We start from the raw sequence: 26,472 nt of genomic DNA, 5'->3' as shown, positions 1-26,472 counted from the left end.
CCTGGGTGGGGGGAAGGGGGCGGGCGGGTGCGACATCAAGTACGGCGCGGCCCAGCCTGCGCCCGATATTGTGCAGCGGCAGTTCAAGCACGCGGTAGGTCAGCCCCGCCAGTGCCGTGGTCAGCACGGCGGTCACGACGCCAAGCGTAAACTGGGTCAGCGACGGGTGGGCCAGGAGTGCAGCCGTGCCCATGCGCTGGCCCGCAAGCGTGAACACGATCAGCATGATGGGCAGGTGCATGAGGTAGATGCCATAAGACAGTTCGCCCACCACGATGACCGGCCTGCTGAGCAGGATGCGGTACTGCCGCCCTGATGCATACAGGTCGCGGATCACGACAAAGGCGGCCAGGGTCTCGATCATGTCGGCAATGCGCTCGGGCAGGTGCAGCCCCGCCAGCGCGTAACGGTCATACAGCAGCACGACCAGGGCTGCCAGCGCATACCATCCGTGGTAGCGGCCCAGCGTGCCCGGCAGCAGCGGAATCAGCGCGCCAAGGCCGAAGGAAAGGGCAAACACCGTGCCCACCTCATGCGGTACCGGCAGCAGGGCGATGACAGCAAGCGCCAGCAGCGTCACCACCCGCGCCGTGCGCCCGCGCATCAGCACGAACAGCAGCGGAAACACGACCGAGTACATGAGTTCGACCCGCAGCGACCACATCGGGCCGTTATAGCGGGTGAACACGCCCGCAAGCGAGGCGACGGTGTTGCGCACCGAGACCGGCGTGTGCAGGTTGCGCGCCAGCCAGCCCACGAACACGCCATCGGGCACCAGACCGCGCGCGACCACCATGCTCAGCACGGCAAGGCCGATGGAAAACCACAGCAGCGGATAGATGCGGAAAATGCGCTTGATGTAAAAGCTGCCCACGATGCGCGGCGTCATATGCGCATATTTGCGCAGCGACAGCGAGAGCACGCACCCGCTGAGCACGAAAAACAGCACCACCGCCGCCTCCGCATTGAACGCGTAGGTGATGAGGTCATGCACGCCCCCCTGCACCGGCGTGCGCTGCGGGTTGTGGTAACGGAAGACCTGTATGGCATGGCCAAACAGCACCACAAGGCACGCCACCCCGCGCAGGGAGGTGAGCTGGTGCAGATAATGTCGTTCCGTTCCCGAAGTTTCTGTCACAGACGACATTGTCGGCTCCCCCGGTGCATGCGCGGCATGGTGTGATCAAGGCAATACAGTGATTGTGCTATGGCGGGCACAGCGTATCAGACTATAAATGAAGAAAACACAAGAAATATGCCTACACAATTCTTTGTCCATGCGCCTTTTTCAGGGCACGATCATGTCATGATCCTGCCGCAATGTGCAGGTGGATTTGGCGCCTGCGTGAAAGGGGCCGCCGGTGCTCTCGCATATGTTCACGCAACGACAATGAACTGGCGGGCGCGCCTGTCGTTGCGCAGGAGCATGAAGAATGGTTGCAAGGCAGGAGTACACCTTTCCATGACACGGTCGCTGTTCATTTCCGTTCATGATTTTCGTAGTCTGCGCAAGGCAAGTATTCATTTCATCGCAGCGGAAATGGCGCGTCGCGGGCCAACGGCCTTCCTGTCCATCGGGTTGAGTGACCTGTCGCTGCGGCGCGGTGATACGCGCGCCAACCTTGCCCCCCGCGCCAATAAGGTGGAAACGGTCGATGGCGTGGAATGCTACCTGTGGCGCATGAAATGGCACCCCTTCAACATGCGCAGAAAGGCGCTGGCCCCCCTTGAGCGCGGTCTGTTCTGGCTCTACCGGCAGATGCTGCCCGCCATTGCGCGCCGGTGGATACGCCGCGCCGATACGGTTTTTATTGAATCGGGCATGGCGCCAATATTTATCCGCGATGTCAGGAAACTTAATCCCGCTGCCCGCATTATCTACCTGATGTCCGATGACCTTGAGGTCGTAGGCTGTGCGGATACCATCAAGAATGATTTCGTGCGTAATTTCGATATGATCGACACCGTGCGCATGCCCTCGCGCTATCTGCTTGAACGCCTGCCCCATGCGCGTTCGGCCGTGTTTGCGCCCCATGGCATCGATCGCAGCATTGCCAGCAAATCCTATCCCGATCCCTATGCGCCCGGTCGCATAAGCTGCGTTTCGATCGGCTCGATGCTGTTCGACAAGACTTTTTTCCAGATCGCGGCCGCGCTGCGGCCCGATATCGATTTTCACATCATCGGCGCGGGGCGCGCAACCGAAGGGCTTGATGCGCCCAACATCATCATCCACCCCGAGATGGCGTTCGAGAAGACGCTGTCCTATCTGCAGCACGCGAATTTTGGCATAGCGCCCTACCGCGATGCCAACACGCCGCGCTACCTGCTCGATACATCGCTCAAGCTGCGGCAGTTCGCACTGTTCGGCATTCCCGCCGTATGCCCCGATTTCGCGCTCAATGACACGCCCGGCCGGTATGGCTACCGACCGGGCGATGCCCGTTCGATCGGCCAGGCCATTGCCGATGCCCTGTGCTCATCGGACGTGATCGAACTCGAGGCCCATGGCTGGCCCGAGATCGTGCAGCGCATCCTGACCCCCGAAGCATATCCCGACACACATGTCTGAGCGCAGGCCGAGCCCCGCGCAAGCACAGGAAAGAGCGAGAACATGAGTGAGGCAGGTGATCCCGGTCCCCGTATTTCCGTTGTCATGGCCACCTATAATGGGGCCAGCCATATCCGCGAGCAGCTCGACAGCCTGGCGGCGCAGACCTGCCTGCCGGCCGAACTGATCGTGACCGATGATGGCTCAACCGATGCAACGCTCGACATCGTGGCCGATTTTGCCCGTAACGCGCCTTTTCGCGTGCAGGTGCACCGCAATGCCACGCGGCTGGGCTACAAGGGCAATTTCATGCACGCGGTCACGCTGAGCACGGGCGACCTGATCTCGTTTTGCGATCAGGATGATTACTGGAAGCCCGAAAATCTTGCCCGCGTGCGCGAGGTCTTTGTCAAGGACCCTGATGTGATGATGGTCTATCACAACGCCCGCCTCGTTGATGAAAACCGCAGGTCCATCTCCACCTTCTATGCCACGCCGCCCATGCCGCCCGTGGCCCGGCCGCTGACCCTGCAGCCGTGGAGCTTTTCCTACGGGTACATGCAGACCTTCCGCGCCGACCTCAAGCCCGCGGGCGCCCTGTGGCCACGCATGCGCGACCATTACAACCCCGGCAAGGAAATGGGGCATGACCTGTTCTATTTTCTGGTGGCATCCGGCGTGGGCTCGATTGCCTATATTGATGAGGAACTGACCGAATACCGCCTGCATGGCGGCAATACGGTGGGTTCGGGCAAGCGCACGAAGCCCACCTTCCTTGACCGCTGGCGCTACCGGCTGGAAGACCGGGCCGATACTTACCGCTATCTTGCGCGCATGACGGTGCAGGACAGCAACCTGTTTGCCGATCTGGCCCTGACCCCCTCATGGCCCGAAACCCTGCGCACCCGCGCGCGCACTGCGGCACGGGCCTGGGGCGCGCTCGAGCCGCTTTACGCCGCGCGCGCCGAGGTGTGTTCGGCCAGCCTGCCGCGCCGCATTGCCGCCTTCGTGCGGCTGGTGCGCGCGGGGGGGTATAGTGAGCGCTCGTTCTGGACCTTCGGCCCGCGCGCCATGCAGAAGGATGCGGTGCTGGGCGTGCTGCTCGCGCCGCTGGTGCGCCGTTTTGGCCATGAATCCTCGCGCACCGACCGCGCCTGCCATCGTGGACAGGCCTGTCCTGCCCCCGGCGAGGCCGTGGCGGCATGAACGACATGGCCGAGGCAGGTGCGGGGTCGGTCATGGCGGATGCAACAGCGCCCACGGTTGCGATCTACCGCACCCAGATCCTGCCCCTGTCGGAGACATTCGTGCGCGACCAGGCGCGTGGCCTGCGGCGCTGGCGGCCCGTGCTGCTGGGCGAGCGCACCATAGGTCAGCTGCCGCTTGATGGCATGGACGTGCGCGCGCTGCATGATGGGCCGCCTACGTTTGTGCAGCGCCTGACCGGCATGGCATCGCGCATGATCGAGCGTCCGGTGCCGGGCATGCTCGCCCTGGCGCGCAGCTTCGCGCCGCGGCTGGTGCATGCCCATTTCGGCTTTGACGGGGTGGAGGCGTGGCCTGTGGCGCATGCGCTGGGCGTGCCGTTGCTGGTCACCCTGCATGGGTCGGACATCACGACGCGCATGGAATGGTTTGCCGCAGGGGGTGGCGGCCAGCGCTGGCGGGCCTATCCGCGCAGGCTCAGGCATCTGGCCGGTATCGAGCAGGTCAATTACGTCGCGGTGTCGCACAGCATCCGCGAGGCCGCGATCCGCGCGGGCCTGCCTGAACAGCGCATCCATGTCTGCCCCATCGGCATTGATCTTACGCGCTTTCACCCCGCCGGGCCGCCCGTGGCCGAGCGGGGGCCGGTCATCCTGTTCGCTGGCCGGCTGGTGGAGAAAAAGGGCTGCCGCTACCTCATCGAGGCCTTTCGCAGCGTGCGCGCGCAGGTGCCCGATGCCTGCCTGCTCATTGCAGGCGACGGGCCGGAGCGCGACATGCTGGCAGGGCTTGCCGCCGATATCGGGGGCATTACGTTCAATGGCCGTTATTCCGCAGCCCAGATGCAGCCGCTGCTGGCGCAGGCGCGGGTATTCTGCCTGCCCAGCGTCACGGCGGCCAATGGCGATGCCGAGGGCATGGGCCTTGTCCTGCTCGAGGCCCAGGCCAGTGGCGTGCCGGTGGTCACATCCGCCCGTGGCGGCGCCACCGAGGGCATCGAACATGGCAGGACCGGCTTTGCCTTTGCCGAGGGCGATGTGGCAGCGCTGAGCGCCTACCTGATCCGGCTGCTGCGTGATGACGCGCTGGCCACGCGCATGTCAGCAGCCGGCCCCGCTTTCGTGGCGAAGCATCATGACCTGTCCTACTGGGCGGGCATGCTGGAGAAGATTTACGATAGCATGACAGGACGAACCCCATGACCGCTCCCATGTCCGTCACCCTGATCATCACGGCGTATAATGCGCAGGACTTCATCATGCGGGCCGTCAATTCGGCGCTGGAGCAGACGCAGCCGCCGCTTGAGATCGTGGTGGTGGATGACTGCTCGACCGACAGCACGCCCGACCTGCTGCGCCGGGTGGCGCGTGCGCATGACATCATCCGCGTTGTGTCCACCCCCGCCAATGGCGGCCCGTCGGTTGCGCGCAATACCGGCCTTGCCGCGGCCAGGGGGGAGTGGGTCGCCTTTCTTGATGGCGATGACGCCTTTGCCCCTGACCGGCTTGCCGTGCTCACGGCGCGCGCAGCACAGGGCGATTGTGATGCCGTGGCCGATGATCTGGGCTATTACGACGCCATGGCAGGTCAGGTAACGGGCCGCGCAATGGGGGCAGGGCAGGTGCCGCTCCAGCCCGTAAGCCTGCGTGATTACGTGCGCCATAATCGTTCAGGCGGCAGTGGCTTTGACTGGGGCCTGCTCAAGCCGATGTTCCGGCGTGCGTTCCTTCAGGCCCACGACCTGCGTTATGACCCGCTGGTGCGGCATGGGGAGGATTTTCTGCTGGTGGTCTCGTTCCTGCTGGCGGGGGGGCGGCTGTGCCTGATCGACCAGCCCACCTATCTCTACACCCAGCGCCAGGGCAGCGTGAGCGGGCGGGCCTCAGGCATGTCGCGCACCGTCATCGCCTATCGCGACATGCGTGACATGGCGCTGGCGCTGGCGCGTGACCCGCGCATCAGCAATGATCCCGTGCTGGTGGACCTGCTGCGCCAGCGCGCGGAGGGATTGCAGCGGCTTGATGATTCCCACTTCGTATCGGTCGCCCTGCGCTCAGGGGCGCTTGGCGCGATCATGAAGCGCGCCATGGACCGCCCGGCCTTCCTGCCTGCCATGATGCGCCAGATTGGCGCGGCCCTGCGGCGCCGCCTCTGCCATTCCTGAAATCATGAAAAAACATCAGGGGAAGCGTCTGTGCTTCCCCTGATGTCTTTATATCTGTCCTGTCTGGTCCGGGCCATGTCCTGCATGGCCCGGATGGCGTTTCAGGCGGTGTGCACCACGTCTGGCCGCCCGAGCGAGATGTAGTCGAAGCCTGCTTCCTTCAGGCTCTCGGGGTCCCAGATGTTGCGCAGGTCGGCAACCTTGCGGCCGGTCATGCGGGCCTTGAGCTTCTCGGGGGAGAGGGAGCGGAATTCGTTCCACTCGGTCAGCACCACCAGAATATCCGCCCCCGTGGCGGCATCGAGCGCGTCCTTGCAGTAGGTCACGCCCTTGGGCAGCACGGGGCGGGCGGTTTCCATGCCTGCAGGGTCGAAGGCGCGGATTTTCGCGCCCGCCTTGTCGAGCTGGTCAAGCACCACGATCGAGGCGGCCTCGCGCATGTCATCGGTCTCGGGCTTGAAGGTCAGGCCGAGCACGCCAACCGTCAGCCCCTTCACGTCGCCACCGGCCAGCGCGATCACGCGCTCGCCCATGGCCTTCATGCGCAGTTCATTGACGGCAACCGTCGTCTCGATCAGCCGCACGGGCGAGCCCGCATTGCGCCCGATGGCGGTCAGCGCGCGCGTATCCTTGGGGAAGCACGAGCCGCCAAAGCCGGGGCTGGGGTGGAGGAACTTCTTGCCAATGCGCCCGTCAAGCCCGATGGAGCGGGCGACATCGTTCACGTCAGCCCCCACCTTCTCGCACAAATCGGAGATCTCGTTGATGAAGGTGATCTTCATGGCCAGGAAGGAATTGGCGGCGTATTTGATCAGTTCCGCCGTTTCCAGCCCGGTGAAGACAATGGGGCGCTCAAGCAGGTAAAGCGGGCGATAGAGCTTGCGCAGGATGTTCTGCGCGCGCTCCGTGCCGCCCGGCTTTGACTGGTCGATGCCGATGATGACGCGGTCGGGCTTCATGAAATCGACAATGGCGTTGCCCTCGCGCAGGAACTCGGGATTCGATGCGACATCGAAATCGAGGTCCGGCCGCGTCGCATGCACGATCCGGGCAATCTCGCGCCCGGTGCCCACCGGCACGGTCGATTTGGTTACGATCAGCGTATACCCCTCGGCCACGCGCGCGACCTGCTCGACCGCGGCATAGACATAACTCGTATCGGCCTGGCCGTCGCCCCGGCGCGAGGGCGTGCCCACGGCCACGAACACGGCGTCAGCACCCTTTACGGCAGCGGCGATGTCATCGCCAAACGTCAGGCGCCCGGCCTCCACGTTTTCCGCCACCAGGCGGTCGAGGCCGGGTTCGTAAATCGGAATGCGCCCTTCACGCAGGGCGGCCAGACGGTCGGGGTTGGTTTCAACAATGGCAACATCCGTGCCGAACTCCGCAAAACATGTACCGGAGACCAACCCCACGTAGCCTCCACCGATCATAGCAATTCGCACCTGGACCTCCCTGGTCTGTCTGTGAACCTGCTTTCACTCGCAGGCCCGCGTGTAGCGTTTTTCAAATCAGCTTGAAACAATGAAAAAGTAATAAGGCATGTCGGTTCCGTCGCGCCGAATAGTTCATGCCAGTGACACACAAGGGCATGAACACGACAAAAATATGTTTGCCCACCACATTCTTGACAAAAAAATTCTGGCTTAGTGCGTTCACCACATGAATGTCCGCCCCGGATTGCATCTGCCACCCGCCACCGGGGGCAGCGTGCCAGCGCGACATGAAACCCGCAGGACGGAGACACGATCCATGACGTTTATGACAGCGACGGATGTAACCGTACCCAGGCCGGAAACCGCCTTGCCGCCCATTACGCCCATCGTGCTTTCAGGCGGCACGGGCACGCGGCTGTGGCCCGTCTCGCGCGCCAGCCACCCAAAGCAGTTCTGGGCGCTGGCCTCGAATCAGACCATGATCGGTGAGACCCTGCAACGCGCCACGGGCGAGGCCTTTGCCCCGCCCATCGTGGTGTGCAACCAGGCGCATCGCTTTCTCGTAGCCGAACAACTGCGTGAGAACGGGTGCGAAAACGGCCGCATCATCCTTGAGCCCGCGGTGCGCAACACGGCAGCCGCCATTGCCGCCGCAGCCCTCGTGGCAGCCCAGGACAATCCCCAGACCCTGTTGTGGATCATGGCTGCCGATGCCGCCTTCCGCTATCCCGAGCGCCTGCCCGCCGTGCTGGAAAAGGCGGCGAAAGTGGCGCGGGAAGGCTATATCGTCACCTTCGGCATGAAGCCCGACGTGCCCGAGACGGGTTATGGCTATATCCGCACCGGCGCGCCGCTGCACCCCGATCGACCCGATGAGGGCGTGTACCGCGTGACCCGGTTCATTGAAAAACCGGACCACCTGCGCGCGACCGAAATGCTGCGTGAAGGGGGATACCTGTGGAATTCGGGCATGTTCGTAGCGCCTGCCTCGGTCATGCTGGCCGAACTGGCGCGGCATGAGCCCGATGTGCTTGAAAATGTGCGCACGGCCCTCGAGCGCAGCCAGCATGACCTGACCTTTCGCAGGCTAGACGCTGAATCCTTCCTGCGCTGCCCGAGTGTCAGCATCGATTATGCCGTGATGGAACGCACCGACCGCGCGCTGGTCATTCCCGCCGATCTTGGCTGGTCGGATGTCGGTAACTGGAATGCGCTGTGGGAACTGGGCGACAAGGATGCCGGCGGCAACGTGGTCGTGGGCGACGTGGTGCTCGAGCAGTCCCATAACTGTTACGTGCGCAGCGAGGGCATGCTGACGGCGGTGGCGGGGCTGACCGATATCGTGCTTGTCGTCACGACCGATGCGGTGCTCGCCATCCACCGTGACTATGCGCAGGATGTCTCGGCGCTTGTGGCGCAGCTTAAAAAAGCCAGCCGGACGGAAGCCGAAATTCATAATCGCTGTTACCGGCCCTGGGGTTTTTACGAGGGACTGATCCAGGGCGAGCGCTTTCAGGTCAAGCGCATCGTGGTCTATCCGGGGCAGAAACTCTCGTTGCAGAAGCATTTCCACCGCGCCGAGCACTGGGTCGTGGTCAGCGGCACGGCCCTCGTCACGCGTGATGAGGAAAATCTGCTGGTACAGGAAAACGAAAGTGTCTATCTGCCGTTAGGCTGTATGCACCGCCTGGAAAATCCAGGCCGCATTCCCCTGACTCTCATTGAGGTGCAGTCCGGGCCATATCTTGGGGAAGACGATATCGTCCGCTTCGAGGATACATACGGACGGCAGTAACATGCAGGCATGGGGCATTCAGGCGCATCGGCGCGTGCGTGCCCCATGGCAGAAGGATGGAGCCGGGGTACAGGCCATTCGTTTCGTTGTAATAACGGTTCCATCAGTTTGTGAATTTTTTAATAAATAAGACGTGACGGGCAAATCATGTTTCCATACTGCGACAATGACATATTTTGGCCCTAAAATACCCAGAATAATGCCGCTACGGGAACTGATGCCCCAAAAGACATGAAAACAATAAAAGAGTGGGGAGTGTTTGCGCCCGCATCGCGTCATGCAGGCGAATGACAAGGGAAGCTGTATCCGGTGGCAGGCCGCGGCCCGCGTTGACAGGAGATGTTTCAAAATGAGCGAGGCACTCAGGCATTTGGAAAATGGTGAATCCGACCTGTCGCTATCAACGGGGGTCGATGGCATCTCTTCGCGGTGGCGCCTGATGTACCGCGCGGGTGAAAGCAGCTTTTCCTACCGTCACCCCGTCGTGTCGCAGGTGGTCGTGCTGTCGGATGCGATGTGCGTGTGCCTTGCCGTCGTGGCCTGCATCGCCTGGCAGCGCTTTTATGATACGCCCGAACTGTCCGGCGCGCTCCTGCTGGCCAATGTCATGGCAGGCGGGGCGTTTTTCCTGTTCCCCAAGAACGTGCCGTTGCTCGACATTCCCGATATTACCAGGCTCTCTTCCCAGTTGCGCTATCTGGCGCCGCCCGTCGTGTTTGGCCTGATCGTGTTCTGCGCCATTCTGGTCATGCTGTCCTGGCCAGTGGGCCTTTCGGTGCGCATGGGCGGCGAATGGCTGGTTTTTGTTGTCGTGGCGCTGGCGGCTGAACGGATCATCGGTACTTATGTTATGCACACGGAGGCGATGGCCCATCGCCTGACGCGCAAGGTGGCGATCATCGGTTCAGGCGCGGAGGCGACCCAGATGGCCGCGCGCATCAATACCCGCATGCAGCGCATGTTTCGCCTTGTTGGCGTATTTGATGATCAGGGCGCCAATGTTGACGGCACGATCGATGAACTCGTGCAGCGCGGGCGCGAGGATGGCATTGATGCCGTCATCATGAGTTTTTCCCCTGCCGAGGGCGGGCAGCAGCATGTGATGGATGTGCTGTGGCGGCTGCGCGGCGTGCTGGCCGATGTGTATGTAGTGCCCACGCTGATGACGGAAAACAGTCATTTCTGGCCCATCGAGCGCTTTGGGCCCTTTTCGCTCACGGTCTTGCAGCGCAGGCCCCTGAGCGAGTGGGACATGTTGGAAAAACGCGCGTTCGACCTCAGTGCCAGCGTGCTGATCCTGATTGCGATCGCGCCCGTCCTTGCCCTCGTGGCGCTGGCCATCAAGCTTGATTCCCGCGGGCCGGTGCTGTTCTGCCAGCCGCGCCAGGGCTTCAACAACTGCTATTTCAACGTGTTCAAGTTCCGCTCCATGTACACCGACATGGCCGATAGCGGGGCCGCGCGCCAGACCTCGCGCACCGACCCGCGCGTAACACGCGTGGGGCGTGTGATCCGGCGGCTGAGCATTGATGAACTGCCCCAGCTGTTCAACGTACTGCGGGGCGAGATGTCGCTCGTGGGCCCCCGCCCGCACGCCCCCCAGACCCGCGCGGGCGGGCAGTTGCTGCATGAGGCGATGGAAGAATACGTAGCCCGCCACCGCGTGCAGCCCGGCATTACCGGCTGGGCGCAGATCAACGGCTCGCGCGGCGAACTTGTCACGCGCGAGGACCTGTGCCGCCGCGTGGTGCTGGACCTGGAATACATACGCGCCTGGTCGATCTGGCTGGACATGAAGATCATCTTCCTGACCATCAAGCGCGAAATTTTCTCACGCAATGCGTTCTGAATTCCTGAACTGCAATAATGATGAACGGTGTATTCAAAATGAACGCGAATACGGAAATAAAACTGGATGATGCGATTGTTGATGTCATGGGCCTGCCCCTGCATGACATCACGCGCGCTGAAATTGTCACGCGCGTGATCGATGCCGTAAAGGGCGGGCGCAAGATGGCCATTGTCAACGCCAATGCCCATATGGTGGTCGAATCCCAAAAGCACCCGTGGCTGCGCGGGCTGTTCCGCCGGGCGGATATCGCGTTCTGCGATGGCGCGGGCGTGCAGCTTGCCGCCCGCGTGCTGACCGGCCGCGCGCTGGCGCGCACCACGCCGCCGGAATGGATCGGCCCGGTGCTTGAGCGCCTCGGGCCTGAGGCTTCGGTGTTCTGGATCGGGGGGCAGCCGGGCGTGGTCGATGCGGCAGCCCAGGCGTTCTCTGCCCGCTACGGCGTGCGGACAGCGGGCACGCAGCATGGTTTTTTTGACCTCACCCCCGGCTCGCGCCAGTCCACGCAACTCCTTGAGCGGCTGCTGGCCACAAAGCCCGACATCATCCTGCTGACCATGGGCATGCCCCGGCAGGAAATCTGGCTGCGTGACAATATCGACCACCTGCCCACCGGCGTTTTCATTACGGCGGGCGCGCTGGTTGACCATGCGGCGGGCCGGGTGCGCAGGCCGCCGCGATGGGTGGCCAATATGGGGCTGGAATGGCTGGTGCGCCTGATGCGCGAGCCACGCAGGCTGTGGCGGCGCTACGTGCTGGGGCTGCCGGTGTTCGGCTTCTATGTCCTTGTCTACCTGCAGCGCAGGCTCCGCTTGCGGGCGGCCTCCCCCCTCTCACGGAAACTCGCCGGGTAAGCAGCATGAATTATGTTTCCATACAGGGACGGAACCCTTCAATGTCATGGACCGCACAGGATGTCGGCCTCGTCATTCGCCAGACATGCCGCGCCTTTTTGCGGCACCGGATGCTGTTTGCCCTGACCGTGCTCGGCGTGGTGGGGGTAGGGGGGGCGATCACGCTTTCGCTCAAGCCACGCTACACGGCCACGGCCACGGTCGTGGTGGCGGGTCGTGCGCAGCAGGACCCGCTCGCGCCTAACGGCCAGCAGCAGAACCAGACGCCGCCGGATGACGAACTGGTCTCGACGGAGGCGGCGATGATCCATTCGCGCGACGTGGCTGCCGCCGTGCTGGCGCAACTGCCGCCCCCCGCCCAGCCCGCCCATGCCGGCCTGCGTGACCGGCTGTGCCACATGGGGCTGGGTTTCATGTGCCACGTGGCAAAGCCGGTGGACCCGCAGGTGCAGCGCATGCATGAGGAGGACGCCTTCCTCAACAGCCTGACCATCACACCCGAGCCGCGCACCCAGATCCTTGACATCAGCGTGGTCGATGGCGACCCGGCACGCGCGGCAGCGCTGGCCGATGCGGTGGTGACCAACTACCAGCGCATTGCGCTGGCACGCCAGACAGCGGACATCAACCGCGTGGCCGCGTGGCTCGACAGCCGCACCGCCGCCCTGCGCCAGCGCTGGCTCGATGCAGTGCAGAAGGCCAACGCCTTTGATAACGCCCACGGCCTGACCAATACGAACGAGGGCAGCACCTCAAGCCCGCTGATCGAGCGCCAGATTGCCGATACCGCCTCCAACCTCAGCCAGGCGCAGGGTCGCCTTGCCGCAGCCCAGGCCCGCGCCGACGCGCTGAAGGATGCGGCAGCCCGGGGCGATGCGCGCGCCGCCGTGGCCCTGTCGCAGGAGCCGATCCTGGTGGCCACCGCCAATTCGCTCATGCAGCTTGAAAGCACGCGCCAGGAGGAGGCCGCGACCTACGGCCCCCAGCACCCCCGCCTGCGCGCGCTTGACCAGCAGATCGCAACCACCAGGGCCAGCCTCGCCGCCGAGACGCAGGCCGCGCTCAACACCATCCGCGAGGACCAGATCTCCGCCCGCGCCGAGGTGGACCGCCTGAACGAGAACCTTGACCTGCTGCGCGAGAAGGCAGGCGGGCAGAGCGGCCCGCAGGCGGAATACCGCACGCTCGACCAGGAGGCCCAGAGCGCGCGCACGGTGTATGAAACCTTCCTTGAACATGCCAAGGAGGTGGTGGACCGCGCGGCCCTGCTGCAGCCGCCCATCGCCATGGTCTCTCATGCCTCGGCGCCTGATGTGCCCAGCTTCCCCAACCGCAAGAAGCTTGGCATCGGGCTGATTGCAGTCGCCCTTGCCGCAGGCGCGGGGGCCGTGCTGCTGCGCGATTACTTCACCGCGGGCTTTACCGAGATCGAGCGCCTGCGCGCCGCCATTCCGCTGCCGCTGCTGGCCGTGGTGCCCAAGGTGGGCGGGCGCAGCGAGCAGACCGTGCGTCGCCATGTGCTCGACCACCCCTATTCGCGCGCGACCGAGGCGGTGCGCAGCCTGGTCATGCAGCTTTCCATGCGGGTGCATGAAGGCGGCCAGCCGCTCTGCCTTGCCATTACCTCCGCCGGGCCGGAGGAAGGCAAGAGCACGCTGGCGCTGTGGATGGCCGCCGTGGCCCGTCGCGGCGGGCAGAAGGTGCTGGTGATCGACGCCGACCACCGGCGCGGCATGCTCGACCATTACCTGACCGATGGCACCACGGGCCGCCCCTCGCTGGGCATGAGCGACCTGGTGAGCAGTGGCGTGCGCGTGGCGGATGTGATCCGCACCGACCCCGAGGCCGGGTTTGACTACATCCCGGCGGGCCGGACCATCGAGCATGCCTTCAGCCCTGTCGAGATCCGCCGCCTGCGCGCGATGCTGGTCGAACTCAAGCATTCCTACGAACTCATCATCATCGACTGCCCGCCGCTGCTGGGGCTGAGCGATGCGCTGGTGCATGCGAACATGGCCGATCAGGTGATCTTCGTGTGCCGGTGGAAGAGCACGGCCCAGCGTGCCGTCATGGCCTGCCTTGAGCGGCTTGAAGCCTGTGGCGCGCACCTCGCCGGCGTGGTGGCCACCATGGTGGAGGATAACGCGATGGACGTGATGGGCTACAGTTACGGCAACAGGGATATCAGGATCCTGAGCCGTTTTGATGAACACTGAAAAACGGGGGGATGAAACATTGAAAGTCCTGCATATCTGCCGCCAGTTCAGCCCTTCGGTCGGTGGGCTGGAAGACTCCCTGCTCAACCTCGCGCGCAGCCAGCGCCAGCGGCTGGGCATCGACGCCGAGGTGCTGACGCTCGACACCGTATTCGGGCGCCCCGGCAAGCTGCCGCACCGCGATGTGGTCGATGGCATTCCCGTCACCCGGCTGGCGTGGCGGGGCTCGACCAAATACCCGCTGGCGCCGCAGGTGCTGCGGCATATTGGCGGGTTTGACCTGCTGCATGTGCACGCGATCGACTTCTTCTTTGATTTCCTGGCCTGGACATGGCCGCTGCACCGCAAGGCCATGATCGCCTCGACGCATGGCGGCTTCTTCCACACCGGCGCGCTCAGGCGCATCAAGGAGATCTGGTTCCGCACCATCACCCCCCTCTCGGTGCGGGCGTACAGGAAGATCGTGGCGTGCAGCTACAGCGATGCCGACCTGTTCCGCAATGTTGCGGCAGGCCGCCTGGTCACCATCGAGAACGGCATCAACCAGACCCGCTTCCGCGATGCGGCGTCACGCACGCCCAACCGCACCATCCTCGCCTTTGGCCGCTTTGCGGTGCACAAGCGCCTCAAGCTGCTGTTTGAGCTCGTGGCGCTGCTGCGGGCCTATAATACCGGCTGGAACGTGATCGTGGCGGGGCAGGATTCCAACCTCACGGCCGATGACCTGCGCACACAGGCCCGCGCCTGCGGCATAGAGGACAGCCTGCGCATCGTGCCCGGCCCGTCGGATGCCGAACTGCGCGGCCTGATGGGGGAGGCCAGCTTCTTTGGCTGCCTGTCGGCGCATGAAGGCTTTGGCCTTGCGGCGGTGGAGGCGATGTCGGCGGGGCTCGTGCCCATCCTGAGCAACATCACGCCCTTTGCGCGGCTCATGCAGCAGGGGGCGGCAGGCGTGATGGTGGACCCTGGCAACCTTGCCCCCGGCGCGCGCGCGGCCGAGGACATGGCCGCCGCCCTGCCCGAGACGGCGGATGCCCTGCGGGCGCGCAACATGGATGTGGCCAGCCGTTATGACTGGCACAGCGTGGCGCATGAATATGCGCAGCTGTACCAGCAGGTGCTCGGCCGCGCCCGGCCTGAAGCCAACATGGCCGCGGCAGGGGCGGAGTGATGGCCAGGAACAAGTTTTCCACCAATTTCCTGTTCAATGTCTTTGGTTCCATCTTCCCCATCGTCGTCTCGCTGGGCACGGTGCCGTTCTACCTGCACCTGATCGGCACGGACCGGTATGGCATCGTTGCCATTTCATGGATCTTGCTGGGGTATCTGGGGTTTCTTGATTTCGGGCTGTCGCGTGCCTCGGCCAATGCGCTGGCGCAACTGGGTCATGCCTCATCACGCGAGCGCTCGCCCGTGCTCATGACCGCGTTTTACAGCAATCTGGGCCTGGGCGCGCTGGGCGGGCTGATCCTGTATCCTATTGGCGACATGGTGCTGCTGCACTTCGTGCGCATACCGCCCGACCTGATGGCCGAAACGCGGCATGCCTATCCGTGGATGACGGTGATGCTGCCGCTGGGCATGATCAATGGCGTGGCCACGGGGGCGATGGAATCGCGCGAGCGCTTCTTGCTCTCCAACATGCTCAATTCCTCCACCACCATGGCGGGCCAGATCATTCCGCTGGTCTGCATCCATATCTGGGGGCCACAGCTTACGGTTGTGCTGCCTGCCATCGTGCTGTCGCGGCTGGGCATGATCGTGCTGGCCTACTGCGTGGTGATGGTGCTGGAATGGCCCATCCGCCCGCTCGACTTTGACGTGACATGGCTCAAGCGCCTGCTGGGCTATGGCTCGTGGGTCAGCATATCGAGCCTGATCAACCCGCTGCTTGATACGTCCAACCAGCTTATCATCGGGGCCACGCTGGGTGTGACATCGGTGGGGCAGTACACCGTGCCGATGAACCTGGCCATGCGCTCGCAGGTTGTGGCGACCGCCTTGGCCCGCACGCTGTTTCCGCGCCTGTCACGCGCCGAGCGGGGCGAGGCGGTGGACCTGACGCGCCGGGCCACGTCGTCGCTCACCTATGGCTTTGGGCTCATCTGCGCGCCGGGCATCGTGTTTTCGGGGGCGTTCTTGCATATGTGGGTGGGCGGCAACTTTGCCGATGTCTCGCGCCCGGTGGCCGAGATCCTGATGTTCGGGGCCTGGACCAACGGCATTGCCTTCCTGCCGTACGGGCTTTTGCAGGGGCAGGGGCGGCCGCATATCACGGCCAAGGTGTCGATGGTGGAGATCCTGCCGTTCTTTTGCGTGCTGTGGCTTTTCATCAGATGGTGGGGGCTGCCGGGGGCCGCGGCGGCGTGGACCCTGCGGGTCACGATTAATTTAGTTGCGCTTTACCTGTTGTCGGATTGCCTGTCACGGCAGACTTGGCGCCTTGTGCCAGGGATGATGATTATGACAGGGGCACTGGTTGTGAGTCTGCTTGTTCCCATGACCCTTCTGGTCTCGGCGGGGGCTGCCGCGGTGGCGGGGCTGGCAATGGCGTTTGCCGCCTACCGGCTGGACCCGGGGCTGCATGACATGGTGCGCCGGTTGGTCCCACGCGCGGGGGGCAAGCCCCGTGTTACGATTACAGGTTAGGTTAGGGCAGGGTATGAAGGTAGTGCGGTTGCGGGGTCGCGGCGGGGTGCGGCGTGGCCTGCGGTATGGGTCGGTGGGGAGCATGGTGGCGCTGGGGGTGGGGCTGCATGCGCACCCGGCCCATGCCCAGCTGATCCAGCAGCTTTTTCCCTCCGATGTGCCGGGTTATTCCACCGACCTGACCGGCTCGGTCGTGACCCACCAGATGATGGGCCAGCAGAGTGACGGGATCGGCATGGGCAGTTGGCTGCTCAGGCCGAGTGCTTCGGAAAACGTGGGCTACAACACCAATACGCTGGGCATTCCCGGCTCCGGCAGCCCGGCTGTGCAGACATCGGCCAATGTCAGTGCCAGTTCACGCTGGCGGCGGCATGCGCTCGGGGCCTCGGTGGGGATGGATGACCACCGCTACCCCACCCAGTCCATAGCCAGCTACACCAACTGGCACGGCAGCATCGGCGGTTCGCTCAACCTTGGGCATGACACGCTCAGCGCTGCGTTTTCGCATTATCAGTACCACCTTTCGGCCACCAATCTGGGCGTGTACGGGGTGGTCTATCCCGTGCCGTACCAGGTCAATGACGGGCGGCTGAGCTATACAAAGGTGTTCGGGCGCTTCAGCCTGATCCCGGCATTCGACTATCAGGATTTCTCGTTCGGCACGGCGCCGGGGCCGATTTCGATCGATTATGATTCGATCAGCCACAAGGTCGAGACCGGATCGCTGACCTCGCGCTACGAGTTCTCGCGCGGGGATGCGCTTGTTGCCGTGCTGCGCGGATCGGCCGCGCAGTTTGACCAGGCGGTCCAGGCCTCGACCAACAACTATGCCGATGGGGCGGGGTTTGTGGGCGTTGACTTCCGCCGGGGGCAGGTGTGGCAGTACCGGCTGCTTGTCGGTGGCGAGACGCGCAGCTTCAGGAATGGCTACAGCCCCTCGGTCAGCACGCCCACCTTCGAGGCCAATGTGGCGTGGATGCCGCGCCGCATCGATACCGTGACGCTGACCGCGGCGCGCCATATCAGCGACCCAGAAACTCCCTTCGCCCGCAACCAGGTCATTACCGACGTACGGCTGCAATGGGATCATGAACTGCGGCACAACGTGTTCGTGCGCGCCTATGGCGAGTTTGGCGAAAGCAGTTCCCAGTCCGGCCAGCAGGTGGAGGGCTCGGCCATGGCAAGCCTTGCGGGCAGCCGGCTGCAAAAACAGATTCATTTTGGCGGAACGGTGTTCTGGAACATCGATCGCCATGTGCGTGCCTCACTTACCTATAACTATGTCAATAACGCCACATCCGGCGGAAACGTGAATTACCTGAACATCCCGGGGCGTCTTTCGACGTTTACGAGCAATACGGTACTATTGGGTTTTTCCATCTCCGGCTGAGGGCCGCATGGCCCGCACCCGGAAAGAGGAAAACAGCATTGAATGATTTGGGAGTGGCCATGTTTGCAATGATACGGAAAACGTGTCGGCCTGGAATACTGCACGCAATCGGTGCCACGGCCCTGCTGGCGCTAGGCTCATGCGCATCGGGGCGCGAACAGTCCTTTGCCCCGGTGGATGGCCGGGCCTATCACCTCGGGCCGGGCGATCAGGTGCGTGTCATTACCTATAATGATCCGCAGTTGAGCAATACTTTTACGGTGAGTGACAACGGCAATATCGATTTTCCGCTGCTTGGGGTCGTTCCGGCAGCGGGTTCGGCGCCGGGGGCGCTTGCGCAGCGCATTGCCGCCGAACTGGCCAGCAAGGGCATTCTTTACCAGCCCAGCGTGTCGGTCGAGGTGGCGCAGTACAGGCCGATCTACATCCTGGGCGAGGTCAATCACCCCGGCCAGTATCCCTACCAGCCGGGTATGACCATGCTCACTGCCGTGGCGCTTGCGGGCGGCTTTACCTACCGTGCCGTGACCGGGCACGCAAACGACGTGCGCCATGAAGACCTCGATACCCCCGCGCATGAAGGCCGCATCTCACGCGAGACGGTGCTGCTGCCCGGTGATGTCGTGACGATTGAAGAACGCTTCTTCTAGGCGGGCGCATGCGGCAGGGGGCGCCTTCCGGGGTGGGCCTGAAAGCATCGTGCCAGCATAAGCCAGTTTCTGCGGAGGTCTGTTTTATAAGGCCTGCGCACATGCCGCCTTATTTGAAATAAAGGCGGCGGCTGGCAACTTTTATTGTTTTTATGTTGATGAACTGTTTGTTCAAACAGTCTCTGAAGGGGGAATCACATGCCCAGGGCCCGTTCCATCCCCAGCCTGACAGGAGTGCGTGGTGTTGCGGCGCTGTGGGTTTTCACCACCCATTTCTATGGTCTGGCTGCCGATATACTGCATATGCCGTGGCTGTTGCACTCGCTTTTCCTGTTCAACGGCTTTCGGGGCGTTGACCTGTTCTTCGTGCTGTCGGGCTTCATTCTCATGCATGTGCATGAGGCGCAGTTCCGCATGCCCACCTGGCGGGTGATACGGGATTTTTTTATTGTCCGTTTCTTTCGCGTCTATCCACTCAATACAGTCGTGCTCCTGGCCATCGTGCCGCTGGTGCTGTTTGCGCCCGGTTACGTGGCCATGCAGCGCGCCTATAGTGACCCCGCTTTTGCCTACAGGGCGCATAACCTGTCCTGGCCCGGCTTCGTGCAGACATTGTTGCTGGTGCAGAGCTGGACGGTGCTCAAACTGGGGGAGTGGAATATCGTATCATGGACGCTGAGCGCGGAAGTGCTGGGGTATATCCTCTTCCCCATGCTGGCCATGGTGGCGATGCGCATCACGTCGGTGCGCAGTGCCGTCGCCCTGTGCGCGGCGAGCCTCACGGCGCTGGTGGTGATCCTGTTTGCCGCCCACCACGCCAACAACAACCCCACGGGCACGTTTGGTGCCGTTCGCATGTTCTTCTGTTTTGCCGCCGGGGTCGTGCTGTACCGCGTCTATCACCTGGCACCCGACAGCACGGCGCGTTACGCGGCGGCCCTTACATGGGGCGCGGTGGGCTTTGTTGCCGTGACCCTGTTCTTTCCGGTCGTGCCGGTGTGTGACGTGTTCGGGTTTACTGTCCTGGTCTTTGGCCTGGCCTACCAGCGCGGGGTGGTCAATACGCTGCTGGCCTCGGCGCCGGTGGTGTGGCTGGGGCGCATATCGTTTTCGTTTTACCTGACGCATTACCTCATCATCGGCATTCTGGCCTGGGGCATGGGGCCGTGGCTGCGGCAGCTTGATCTGGCCGGAGGGCTGGTTGCGGTCGTGGCCATATCTGCCCTGTGCCTGCTGGTGGGGGTGGTCTGTTACCATCTGGTCGAGCGTCCGTCCCAGCGCCTGGGGCGGCGCATCATGCAGCGCATCGATGCGCGCGAGGCCATGACGGCCGCACGGCATATGGCCTGATCCGGGCCTGCCCCGGAGCGCCACGATCGAAGGTAGGGTTTATTCATATTTATGACATACAAGCGCCCTTAACTGTAGTGTTAAGTCATGGTGGTTCTGATATCATTGCCAATATTTCCGTCTGGCGTAACCATGCGAAATAATTGGCCTGCCGCGCGGGCCGGAGCCTGTCATCCGGCTGGCGCGGCAAGGGGAAGGAGTAGGAAATGCGTATACTGATAACGGGAGGCTGCGGGTTCATCGGCTCGGCGGTGGTGCGGCATCTGGTCCGGCACACCACGCATGAGATCCTCAATGTGGATGCCCTGACCTATGCGGCCAGTATAAAAGCGACGGAAGATGCCGCCGAGAGCGGTCGCTACCGGCTGGAGGTGGCCAATATTACCGACCAGCAGGCCATGGACCGCGTATTCGAGCAGTTCGCGCCCGACGCGGTCATGCATCTTGCCGCCGAAAGCCATGTCGACCGCTCCATCGACGGGCCGGGCACGTTTGTCAGCACGAACATCGTGGGCACCTATACGCTGCTCGAGGCCGCGCGCCGGTGGTGGATGCGGCAAGATGAGGCCCGTCGCAAGGCGTTCCGCTTCCACCACATCTCGACCGATGAAGTCTTTGGCGCGCTCGAGATGGGGGACCCGCCGTTTAACGAACACACGCCGTATGACCCGCGTAGCCCCTATTCCGCCTCCAAGGCTTCATCCGACCATCTGGTGCGGGCATGGTACCATACTTACGGCCTGCCCACCTTTGTCACCAACACCACGAACAATTACGGCCCCTGGCACTTCCCTGAAAAGCTGATCCCGCTGGTGACCATCAACGCCATCGAAGGGCGCGAACTGCCGGTTTATGGCAGCGGGCAGAACGTGCGTGACTGGCTGTTCGTCGAGGACCATGCCGAGGCACTCGTGCGCGCGGTCGAGCGCGGCCAGCCCGGCGAGACCTACGCCATCGGCGCCCGCCAGCCGCGCACCAACATGCAGGTGGTCGAGGCGATCTGCACCATTCTTGATGAACTGCGCCCCGATCTTGCCGGCCCCCACGCGCGCCTGATCCGGCATGTGCATGACCGTCCGGGCCATGATTTCCGTTACGAGATCGACCCCACCCATGCCGAGCAGGCGCTGGAGTGGCGGGCGAAGCATGATTTTGAGCACGGCATCCGCCGCACGGTGCAGTGGTACCTCGATAACCGCGCCTGGTGGGAGGGCATCCGCGCCGCCCGCTACGATGGCAAGCGCCTTGGCCAGACAGGTGACAAGATGGGAACAGCAGCATGAGCGAACACGGTAGCGCAAAACCGACCAAGGGCATTCTTCTGGCGGGCGGGTCGGGCACGCGCCTGCACCCCATGACACTGGCGGTGAGCAAGCAGTTGCTGCCGGTCTATGACAAGCCGATGATCTTCTACCCGCTTTCCACGCTCATGCTGGCGGGGATACGCGATATCATGATCATTTCCACCCCGGCCGACCTGCCGCTGTTCCGCCGCCTACTGGGCGATGGCGCGGATATGGGGGTGACCTTCACCTATCGCGAGCAGCCTGCGCCCGATGGCATTGCCCAGGCTTTTGTCATTGCCGATGACTGGCTTGATGATTCTCCCTGCGGGCTCATCCTGGGTGATAACCTGATCTTTGCCGACCACCTGGGCAAGCAGATGCGCGCCGCCGCCACCCGGCCGAGCGGGGCGACTGTATTTGCCTATCAGGTGCGCGACCCCGAGCGTTATGGCGTGGTGAACTTTTCAGAAAACGGGCACGCCCTCGATATTGTTGAAAAACCCACCGAGCCCAAGTCAAACTGGGCGGTGACGGGACTGTATTTCTATGATGGCCGCGTGCGTGAATATGCCCGCAGCCTCAAGCCCTCGCCGCGTGGCGAGCTTGAAATTACCGATCTCAACCGCCTGTACCTGCAATCCGATGAACTGCATGTGCAGCGCCTTGGCCGCGGCTGCGCGTGGCTTGATGCCGGCATGCCCGACAGCCTGATGCAGGCCGGGCAGTTCGTGCAGACCATCCAGTCCCGCCAGGGGCTGCTGGTGGGCTCGCCGCATGAGGTGGCCTTCCGCATGGGGTTCATTGATGCCGCAGGGCTTGAAGCCTATGCCCGGGGCATGATCAAGACCGAACTCGGCCAGTCGCTCATGGCCATTGCCCATGGCGAGGGGTAAGGGCGGGGCCGCGCCTTTCATGAAACGCCTCTATAAAGAATAGAGGTTTCCGGATGTCGCCTTTTTGAGAAAAAGGGCGGCATTCTTTTTTTTCAGGCCAGCGTTCATATTCAGAAGAGCCTGATGCGCGTCATTGAGGCATGCGGGCAGATCCGGCAGGGTAAGGAAAACCTGGCGGGCCAGGCGGATCGATTGCCGGGGCGCCTGCGCAGGTTCATGGACAGCAGGAGAGTATTCATGGGACGGGTATCGGGAAAAGTCGCCCTTGTCAGCGGGGCCGCACTCGGCATTGGCCGGGCCACGGCCCAGCTTCTGGCCCGCGAGGGGGCGAAGGTTGTCATCGGTGACCTGAAGGAAACCGAAGGCGAGGCCGTTGTGGCCGAGATTGAAGCCGCCGGTGGCGAGGCGATGTTCGTCAAGCTCAACGTCACCGATGAGGCAAGTTGGCAGCAGGCCATGGCCGCCGTGCAGGCGCGTTTCGGGCGGCTGGACATTGCGGTCAACAACGCGGGCATCGCCTATACCGGCACGGTCGAGCAGACCAGCCTTGACGAGTGGCGGCGCGTGCAGGCGGTCAATCTCGATGGCGTGTTTTTAGGCACGCGCTACGCCATCGAGGCCATGAAGCCGCATGGCGGCGGGTCGATCATCAACCTGTCCTCCATCGAGGGGCTGGTGGGCGACCCCACGCTCGCGGCCTATAATGCCAGCAAGGGCGGCGTGCGGCTGTTCACCAAATCGGCCGCGCTGCACTGCGCCAAATCGGGCTACAAGATCCGCGTGAACTCCGTGCATCCCGGCTATATCTGGACCCCCATGGTGCAGGGCCTGACCGCTGCAACCCCCGACCAGCTTGCCGCCCGGCAGAAGCTGGTTGACCTGCACCCGCTTGGCCATCTGGGCGAGCCCGATGACATTGCCTACGGCATCGTGTTCCTGGCATCGGATGAGTCAAAGTTCATGACCGGTAGCGAACTGGTCATTGATGGTGGCTATACCGCGCAGTAGTCACGACTGGCTTCGGGTGGAGCCGTCTTTAATGGAAAAAAGACGGCTCCTGAAGGTCCTGTCAATGAATAATGAAGACGCCAGAAGGTTACTTTTGTATTTTGTTGACAAATATGTTTCAGATCCTGCGCTTAAAGAAAAGCTCATGGACCTGGGTTTGAACAGGCGCGATGTTTATGGCAGTCCGCCCGTAAAGGGAATCATGTATGCTGTTTTGGAAAACATGAACGGGCAGATGGATCAGGATGATAAAGAAGAAATGTATAAGCTACAGTTTCATTTCAGTTGAATCCTGACCGATATTTCAGGTTTTTCTATACGATGCCAGGCCATCTGTGCATTCCCGATCATACGGGGCGGCTGCAGGCGTCAGGGGCACCGCCGGGGCACGTAAGAGACCACGCGGTCAAGCAGGATATCCATCTCGGGCCGCAGAACGGGGTCGATGCACGTTGCCACATAGGCGCGTGCGCGCTGCTTTATGGTGTTGGCGGCGCGCAGGTTGATGGCCAGCATGTCGCTCTCCTCAATCAGGTCGGCTACGGTCATGCGCCGCTCGAAGGCGGTCTGCGCGAGGGTAAAGGCCAGGCGGTCGGTCACGGTTTTCATTTCCGCGCGGCCAAAGGCCGACTGGCAGTTGGAAAGCTGCGTGTGTGCCTGCGCGTAAAGCGCAATGAGCGGCTGCTTGCGGCTGCGGTGAAAGTGCTGCCGGTGCCAGGCGCGCGCCCACATATGCTCGCGCTGCGCGGTCTCGAATTCATGCATGTCGGTGCTGTCATCGCACACGAGCGCATGCACCGCGCGCGCCGCAAGCCAGGCGGAGGCAAAATCAGGATAGGCCTGGCCGTTCCATAACGGTTCGGCCCCATGCGAGCCGGTTGCAAACCGGAACGCACGCTGCCCGTCGATGCCATACAGGATGGAAATTGTGGGGTCGGTCAGCGGATCATGGCCCAGTATGGCAATATGGCCGCCATCGCCCGCATGCATGTAACGTTGCGCGGTAAAGACATCGAGCAGGCTTTCATCATCCACGCTGCGTTCGGCATGGTTCTTGACGTAGGTAAGGAACAGCGGGTTGTTCACCCCCGTGACCCCGCGCGGGCAGAAATCAAACCGCCACCACCGTGAGAGCTTGATCAGGTGGAACGCCAGCGCATTGCGCAGCCGGGTCAGCGCGGGTGTCGCCTCGCCGCTACCACACAAGGCCTGCACATCTTTAAAGCGCCGGGCCAGCACATTGGCCTGCCGGGCAAAAGGATAATGGGGGTCAAGATAATGCAGCAGTTGCGCGGGGGTGGAATGTTCAAGGTGCCAGTCGGCCGTGCAGCCTGTTGTCTCGCTCATGGCATGATCCCTGCAGGAAAGGAAAAGGGCGGCATCGCCACCGCATGGTGGCGATGCCGCATGAGTTTTCACGGCTCTGTGCTGGGAAATCGACGGTTGGGAAAACTGCCTGATGACGCCGTGAGTAAGCTGACTGATAATGCAAACGAATATCAATTGCAATACAAAAACGGCAGCCATGAACCCCCCGGCCCGCCATGCGTTGAGGGCAGGGGCCGATGCCGCACGGCATTCATGTCCGGCCCGATGACAGACCACGGAGATCATGATGAAAGACAAGGCAGTCGCAGCAGGCACGGCCCATGTGCGGACCTATCTCGGCACGCCGACCGACCTCGCGCAGGAGGCGGTGCGTGACATCGCGGCAGGACTGAAGGCGGTTCTGGCCGATGTTTTTGCGCTCTATATCAAGACCAAGAACTTTCACTGGCATATGAGTGGCCGCCATTTCCGCGATTATCATCTGCTGCTTGATGAGCAGGGCAGCCAGATCTTCGCCATGACCGATCCATTGGCCGAGCGCGCGCGCAGGATCGGTGGCAATACCCTGCATTCGGTGGGCGAGATCGCACGCCTGACCAGGGTGGCCGATAACGATGCTGAATACGTGACCCCCGAGGACATGCTGTCTGAACTGCGTGAGGACAACCTGGCCCTGACCGCGCGCCTGCGTGCCGTCCATGCCGTGTGCGACGAAGGCAATGACGTGGCGACAGCCAGCCTGCTCGAAAACTGGATCGACGAGACCGAGCGCCGCACGTGGTTCCTTTTTGAAGCAACCCGCCCGGCCTTTGGCGTGAACAACTGACCGTACCGTGCCCCGTGTTGCCGTGCCGGGGGCAGGGTTCGGTTTGCTTGTCGCTAAAGTAAACTCCAGATCATTGGTATCTTGAAGGAGGAGAAATATGCGGTATCGTAACGTTTGAACGGTACAGGATAACAGGCATTATGGTGGCAAATCGCTGGTTTATCGACAGTGAAACAGGCGAACTGGCCGACGTGCTGCTCTGCCCCCCCGATCATTATGCGTGGATACCAAGCAATGACATCGCCATCCGCAGCATGGCGCAGGGCAGGCGGCCCGACCGCGCGGCCCTGGGCACGCAGTTCCGTGAACTCGTGGCGGCGCTGGAAGGCGAGCAGGTCGCCTGCCACTACCTGACCCCGCATGAGGGCATGCCCTACGAGGTCTATACCCGCGACAGTTCGCAGACCACGCCATTCGGCACCGTGGTCACCCGCCTGGCCCGCCCCGAGCGCAGGGCCGAGATCGGGCCGATCCATGAATTCTACGGCTCCGGCGAAATCTGGAAGACCTGCACGGCAGGCCATATCGAAGGCGGGGACATCCATGTCATCCGCCCCGGCCTGCTGGCGGTGGGCGTGAGCGGTGGCCGCACGGATGAGGCGGGTGCCGCCGAGTTCATAAGCTGGTTCGAGGCGGCAGGCTGGGAGTGCCGCATGATCCACTTCGCCGAGCACTTCCTGCATCTTGATGTCATTTTCACCATGGTGGCCGAGAATCTTGCCATCGCCGCGGTTGATGTGATTGCCGATGAAGACCTTGACTGGTTCCGCGCCCACGGCATCCGCCTGCTGCCGGTCAGTTACAAGGAGGCGATGCGCGACATGGGCTGCAACGTGCTGGCCCTTGGCCGCGACCGCGTGGTCAGTCCGCATCACTGCACCCGCATCAACCAGATGCTGCGCGCCGAGGGGCTGCGCGTGCTTGACCCGGCCCTTGACCAGTTTTCCCAGGGTGGGGGCAGTATTCATTGCATGACCATGCCGCTACGCCGTAAATCCCTTCTGGCAGGCTGAACGGCGC

Annotated in this window: 22 protein-coding genes; 19 read left to right on the top strand and 3 right to left on the bottom strand. The window is 62.9% G+C overall.

Going from position 1 to position 26,472, the window contains the following annotated elements; genetic code table 11:
• A partial coding sequence (locus HNW77_RS06635; RefSeq protein WP_172156265.1) for an acyltransferase family protein occupies window positions 1–1,147 on the bottom strand: 1,147 nt, incomplete at its 3' end.
• A gap of 315 nt (window positions 1,148–1,462) precedes the next feature.
• Between HNW77_RS06635 and HNW77_RS06630 the strand changes: the two genes are divergently transcribed.
• The 4 genes from HNW77_RS06630 to HNW77_RS06615 are packed head-to-tail and all read left to right on the top strand — an operon-like array spanning window position 1,463 to window position 5,921.
• Window positions 1,463–2,572 carry a GumK N-terminal domain-containing glycosyltransferase gene (locus tag HNW77_RS06630; RefSeq protein ID WP_172156263.1) on the top strand — a complete coding sequence of 370 codons (1,110 nt, stop codon included), beginning with the start codon at window positions 1,463–1,465 and terminating at the stop codon, window positions 2,570–2,572.
• 42 nt (window positions 2,573–2,614) lie between these two features.
• Complete coding sequence (locus tag HNW77_RS06625) at window positions 2,615–3,757, top strand: glycosyltransferase (protein WP_172156261.1); 1,143 nt, start codon at window positions 2,615–2,617, stop codon at window positions 3,755–3,757.
• Window positions 3,754–4,959, top strand: a complete 1,206-nt coding sequence (locus HNW77_RS06620; RefSeq protein WP_172156259.1) for a glycosyltransferase — start codon at window positions 3,754–3,756, stop codon at window positions 4,957–4,959. Before HNW77_RS06625 ends, HNW77_RS06620 begins: the two co-directional genes overlap by 4 nt.
• Window positions 4,956–5,921 carry a glycosyltransferase family 2 protein gene (locus HNW77_RS06615; RefSeq protein WP_172156257.1) on the top strand — a complete coding sequence of 322 codons (966 nt, stop codon included), beginning with the start codon at window positions 4,956–4,958 and terminating at the stop codon, window positions 5,919–5,921. The genes HNW77_RS06620 and HNW77_RS06615 overlap by 4 nt, the downstream gene beginning before the upstream one ends.
• A gap of 101 nt (window positions 5,922–6,022) precedes the next feature.
• On the opposite strand, the gene HNW77_RS06610 is transcribed toward HNW77_RS06615, so the two are convergent.
• On the bottom strand, window positions 6,023–7,354 hold the full coding sequence (locus tag HNW77_RS06610) for a UDP-glucose dehydrogenase family protein (protein ID WP_172156296.1): 1,332 nt from the start codon (window positions 7,352–7,354) through the stop codon (window positions 6,023–6,025).
• A gap of 319 nt (window positions 7,355–7,673) precedes the next feature.
• On the opposite strand from HNW77_RS06610, the gene HNW77_RS06605 reads away from it, so the two are divergent.
• From HNW77_RS06605 to HNW77_RS06545, 13 genes are all read left to right on the top strand, one after another.
• On the top strand, window positions 7,674–9,152 hold the full coding sequence (locus HNW77_RS06605) for a mannose-1-phosphate guanylyltransferase/mannose-6-phosphate isomerase (RefSeq protein ID WP_172156255.1): 1,479 nt from the start codon (window positions 7,674–7,676) through the stop codon (window positions 9,150–9,152).
• 349 nt (window positions 9,153–9,501) lie between these two features.
• Window positions 9,502–11,001, top strand: coding sequence for an exopolysaccharide biosynthesis polyprenyl glycosylphosphotransferase (locus tag HNW77_RS06600; RefSeq protein ID WP_241694328.1), 1,500 nt, complete (start codon window positions 9,502–9,504; stop codon window positions 10,999–11,001).
• Window positions 11,002–11,039: 38 nt separating this feature from the next.
• A complete protein-coding gene (locus HNW77_RS06595; RefSeq protein WP_172156254.1) occupies window positions 11,040–11,855 on the top strand; it encodes a WecB/TagA/CpsF family glycosyltransferase in 816 nt (271 codons plus the stop codon).
• Between the two features lie 41 nt (window positions 11,856–11,896).
• A complete protein-coding gene (locus HNW77_RS06590; protein ID WP_172156253.1) occupies window positions 11,897–14,071 on the top strand; it encodes a GumC family protein in 2,175 nt (724 codons plus the stop codon).
• Between the two features lie 19 nt (window positions 14,072–14,090).
• Window positions 14,091–15,242, top strand: coding sequence for a glycosyltransferase family 4 protein (locus HNW77_RS06585; RefSeq protein WP_172156284.1), 1,152 nt, complete (start codon window positions 14,091–14,093; stop codon window positions 15,240–15,242).
• Window positions 15,242–16,720, top strand: a complete 1,479-nt coding sequence (locus HNW77_RS06580; protein ID WP_172156252.1) for a flippase — start codon at window positions 15,242–15,244, stop codon at window positions 16,718–16,720. Before HNW77_RS06585 ends, HNW77_RS06580 begins: the two co-directional genes overlap by 1 nt.
• A 13-nt stretch (window positions 16,721–16,733) precedes the next feature.
• On the top strand, window positions 16,734–18,110 hold the full coding sequence (locus tag HNW77_RS06575; RefSeq protein ID WP_172156251.1) for an outer membrane beta-barrel protein: 1,377 nt from the start codon (window positions 16,734–16,736) through the stop codon (window positions 18,108–18,110).
• Window positions 18,111–18,169: 59 nt separating this feature from the next.
• Complete coding sequence (locus HNW77_RS06570; protein ID WP_172156250.1) at window positions 18,170–18,760, top strand: polysaccharide biosynthesis/export family protein; 591 nt, start codon at window positions 18,170–18,172, stop codon at window positions 18,758–18,760.
• A 198-nt stretch (window positions 18,761–18,958) separates the two neighbouring features.
• Complete coding sequence (locus HNW77_RS06565) at window positions 18,959–20,110, top strand: acyltransferase family protein (RefSeq protein WP_172156249.1); 1,152 nt, start codon at window positions 18,959–18,961, stop codon at window positions 20,108–20,110.
• A gap of 206 nt (window positions 20,111–20,316) precedes the next feature.
• Window positions 20,317–21,393, top strand: a complete 1,077-nt coding sequence (gene rfbB, locus HNW77_RS06560) for a dTDP-glucose 4,6-dehydratase (RefSeq protein ID WP_172156248.1) — start codon at window positions 20,317–20,319, stop codon at window positions 21,391–21,393.
• Window positions 21,390–22,289 carry a glucose-1-phosphate thymidylyltransferase RfbA gene (gene rfbA, locus HNW77_RS06555; protein WP_172156247.1) on the top strand — a complete coding sequence of 300 codons (900 nt, stop codon included), beginning with the start codon at window positions 21,390–21,392 and terminating at the stop codon, window positions 22,287–22,289. The genes rfbB and rfbA overlap by 4 nt, the downstream gene beginning before the upstream one ends.
• Before the next feature lie 237 nt (window positions 22,290–22,526).
• The gene (locus HNW77_RS06550) at window positions 22,527–23,297 is read left to right on the top strand and encodes an SDR family oxidoreductase (RefSeq protein WP_172156245.1); all 771 of its coding nucleotides are present in this window, start codon (window positions 22,527–22,529) and stop codon (window positions 23,295–23,297) included.
• Window positions 23,298–23,361: 64 nt separating this feature from the next.
• Window positions 23,362–23,586: a hypothetical protein gene (locus HNW77_RS06545; RefSeq protein ID WP_172156243.1), complete on the top strand. Its 225-nt coding sequence runs from the start codon at window positions 23,362–23,364 to the stop codon at window positions 23,584–23,586.
• Window positions 23,587–23,666: 80 nt separating this feature from the next.
• On the opposite strand, the gene HNW77_RS06540 is transcribed toward HNW77_RS06545, so the two are convergent.
• Window positions 23,667–24,644, bottom strand: a complete 978-nt coding sequence (locus HNW77_RS06540; protein WP_172156241.1) for a hypothetical protein — start codon at window positions 24,642–24,644, stop codon at window positions 23,667–23,669.
• 265 nt (window positions 24,645–24,909) lie between these two features.
• Between HNW77_RS06540 and HNW77_RS06535 the strand changes: the two genes are divergently transcribed.
• On the top strand, window positions 24,910–25,452 hold the full coding sequence (locus HNW77_RS06535) for a Dps family protein (RefSeq protein ID WP_172156239.1): 543 nt from the start codon (window positions 24,910–24,912) through the stop codon (window positions 25,450–25,452).
• 140 nt (window positions 25,453–25,592) lie between these two features.
• Complete coding sequence (locus HNW77_RS06530; RefSeq protein ID WP_172156237.1) at window positions 25,593–26,465, top strand: dimethylarginine dimethylaminohydrolase family protein; 873 nt, start codon at window positions 25,593–25,595, stop codon at window positions 26,463–26,465.
• Window positions 26,466–26,472 lie beyond the last annotated feature (7 nt).

Source organism: Komagataeibacter melomenusus, assembly GCF_013155395.1.
Lineage (GTDB): Bacteria > Pseudomonadota > Alphaproteobacteria > Acetobacterales > Acetobacteraceae > Komagataeibacter > Komagataeibacter melomenusus.
Note: the sequence above shows the minus strand (reverse complement) of the source record. Positions and strands in the feature narration are given on the sequence as shown.

What these genes read in the sequence shown, in the direction of transcription:
- HNW77_RS06610 (WP_172156296.1), bottom strand. Translation starts at nt 7,354, where the DNA reads ATGATCGGTGGAGGCTACGTGGGGTTGGTCTCCGGTACATGTTTTGCG.
- HNW77_RS06595 (WP_172156254.1), top strand. Translation starts at nt 11,040, where the DNA reads ATGAACGCGAATACGGAAATAAAACTGGATGATGCGATTGTTGATGTC.
- HNW77_RS06580 (WP_172156252.1), top strand. Translation starts at nt 15,242, where the DNA reads ATGGCCAGGAACAAGTTTTCCACCAATTTCCTGTTCAATGTCTTTGGT.
- HNW77_RS06545 (WP_172156243.1), top strand. Translation starts at nt 23,362, where the DNA reads ATGAATAATGAAGACGCCAGAAGGTTACTTTTGTATTTTGTTGACAAA.
- HNW77_RS06550 (WP_172156245.1), top strand. Translation starts at nt 22,527, where the DNA reads ATGGGACGGGTATCGGGAAAAGTCGCCCTTGTCAGCGGGGCCGCACTC.
- HNW77_RS06600 (WP_241694328.1), top strand. Translation starts at nt 9,502, where the DNA reads ATGAGCGAGGCACTCAGGCATTTGGAAAATGGTGAATCCGACCTGTCG.
- HNW77_RS06620 (WP_172156259.1), top strand. Translation starts at nt 3,754, where the DNA reads ATGAACGACATGGCCGAGGCAGGTGCGGGGTCGGTCATGGCGGATGCA.
- HNW77_RS06570 (WP_172156250.1), top strand. Translation starts at nt 18,170, where the DNA reads ATGTTTGCAATGATACGGAAAACGTGTCGGCCTGGAATACTGCACGCA.
- HNW77_RS06625 (WP_172156261.1), top strand. Translation starts at nt 2,615, where the DNA reads ATGAGTGAGGCAGGTGATCCCGGTCCCCGTATTTCCGTTGTCATGGCC.
- rfbB (WP_172156248.1), top strand. Translation starts at nt 20,317, where the DNA reads ATGCGTATACTGATAACGGGAGGCTGCGGGTTCATCGGCTCGGCGGTG.
- HNW77_RS06575 (WP_172156251.1), top strand. Translation starts at nt 16,734, where the DNA reads ATGAAGGTAGTGCGGTTGCGGGGTCGCGGCGGGGTGCGGCGTGGCCTG.
- HNW77_RS06535 (WP_172156239.1), top strand. Translation starts at nt 24,910, where the DNA reads ATGATGAAAGACAAGGCAGTCGCAGCAGGCACGGCCCATGTGCGGACC.
- HNW77_RS06565 (WP_172156249.1), top strand. Translation starts at nt 18,959, where the DNA reads ATGCCCAGGGCCCGTTCCATCCCCAGCCTGACAGGAGTGCGTGGTGTT.
- HNW77_RS06590 (WP_172156253.1), top strand. Translation starts at nt 11,897, where the DNA reads ATGTCATGGACCGCACAGGATGTCGGCCTCGTCATTCGCCAGACATGC.
- HNW77_RS06630 (WP_172156263.1), top strand. Translation starts at nt 1,463, where the DNA reads ATGACACGGTCGCTGTTCATTTCCGTTCATGATTTTCGTAGTCTGCGC.
- HNW77_RS06615 (WP_172156257.1), top strand. Translation starts at nt 4,956, where the DNA reads ATGACCGCTCCCATGTCCGTCACCCTGATCATCACGGCGTATAATGCG.
- HNW77_RS06605 (WP_172156255.1), top strand. Translation starts at nt 7,674, where the DNA reads ATGACGTTTATGACAGCGACGGATGTAACCGTACCCAGGCCGGAAACC.
- HNW77_RS06530 (WP_172156237.1), top strand. Translation starts at nt 25,593, where the DNA reads ATGGTGGCAAATCGCTGGTTTATCGACAGTGAAACAGGCGAACTGGCC.
- rfbA (WP_172156247.1), top strand. Translation starts at nt 21,390, where the DNA reads ATGAGCGAACACGGTAGCGCAAAACCGACCAAGGGCATTCTTCTGGCG.
- HNW77_RS06540 (WP_172156241.1), bottom strand. Translation starts at nt 24,644, where the DNA reads ATGAGCGAGACAACAGGCTGCACGGCCGACTGGCACCTTGAACATTCC.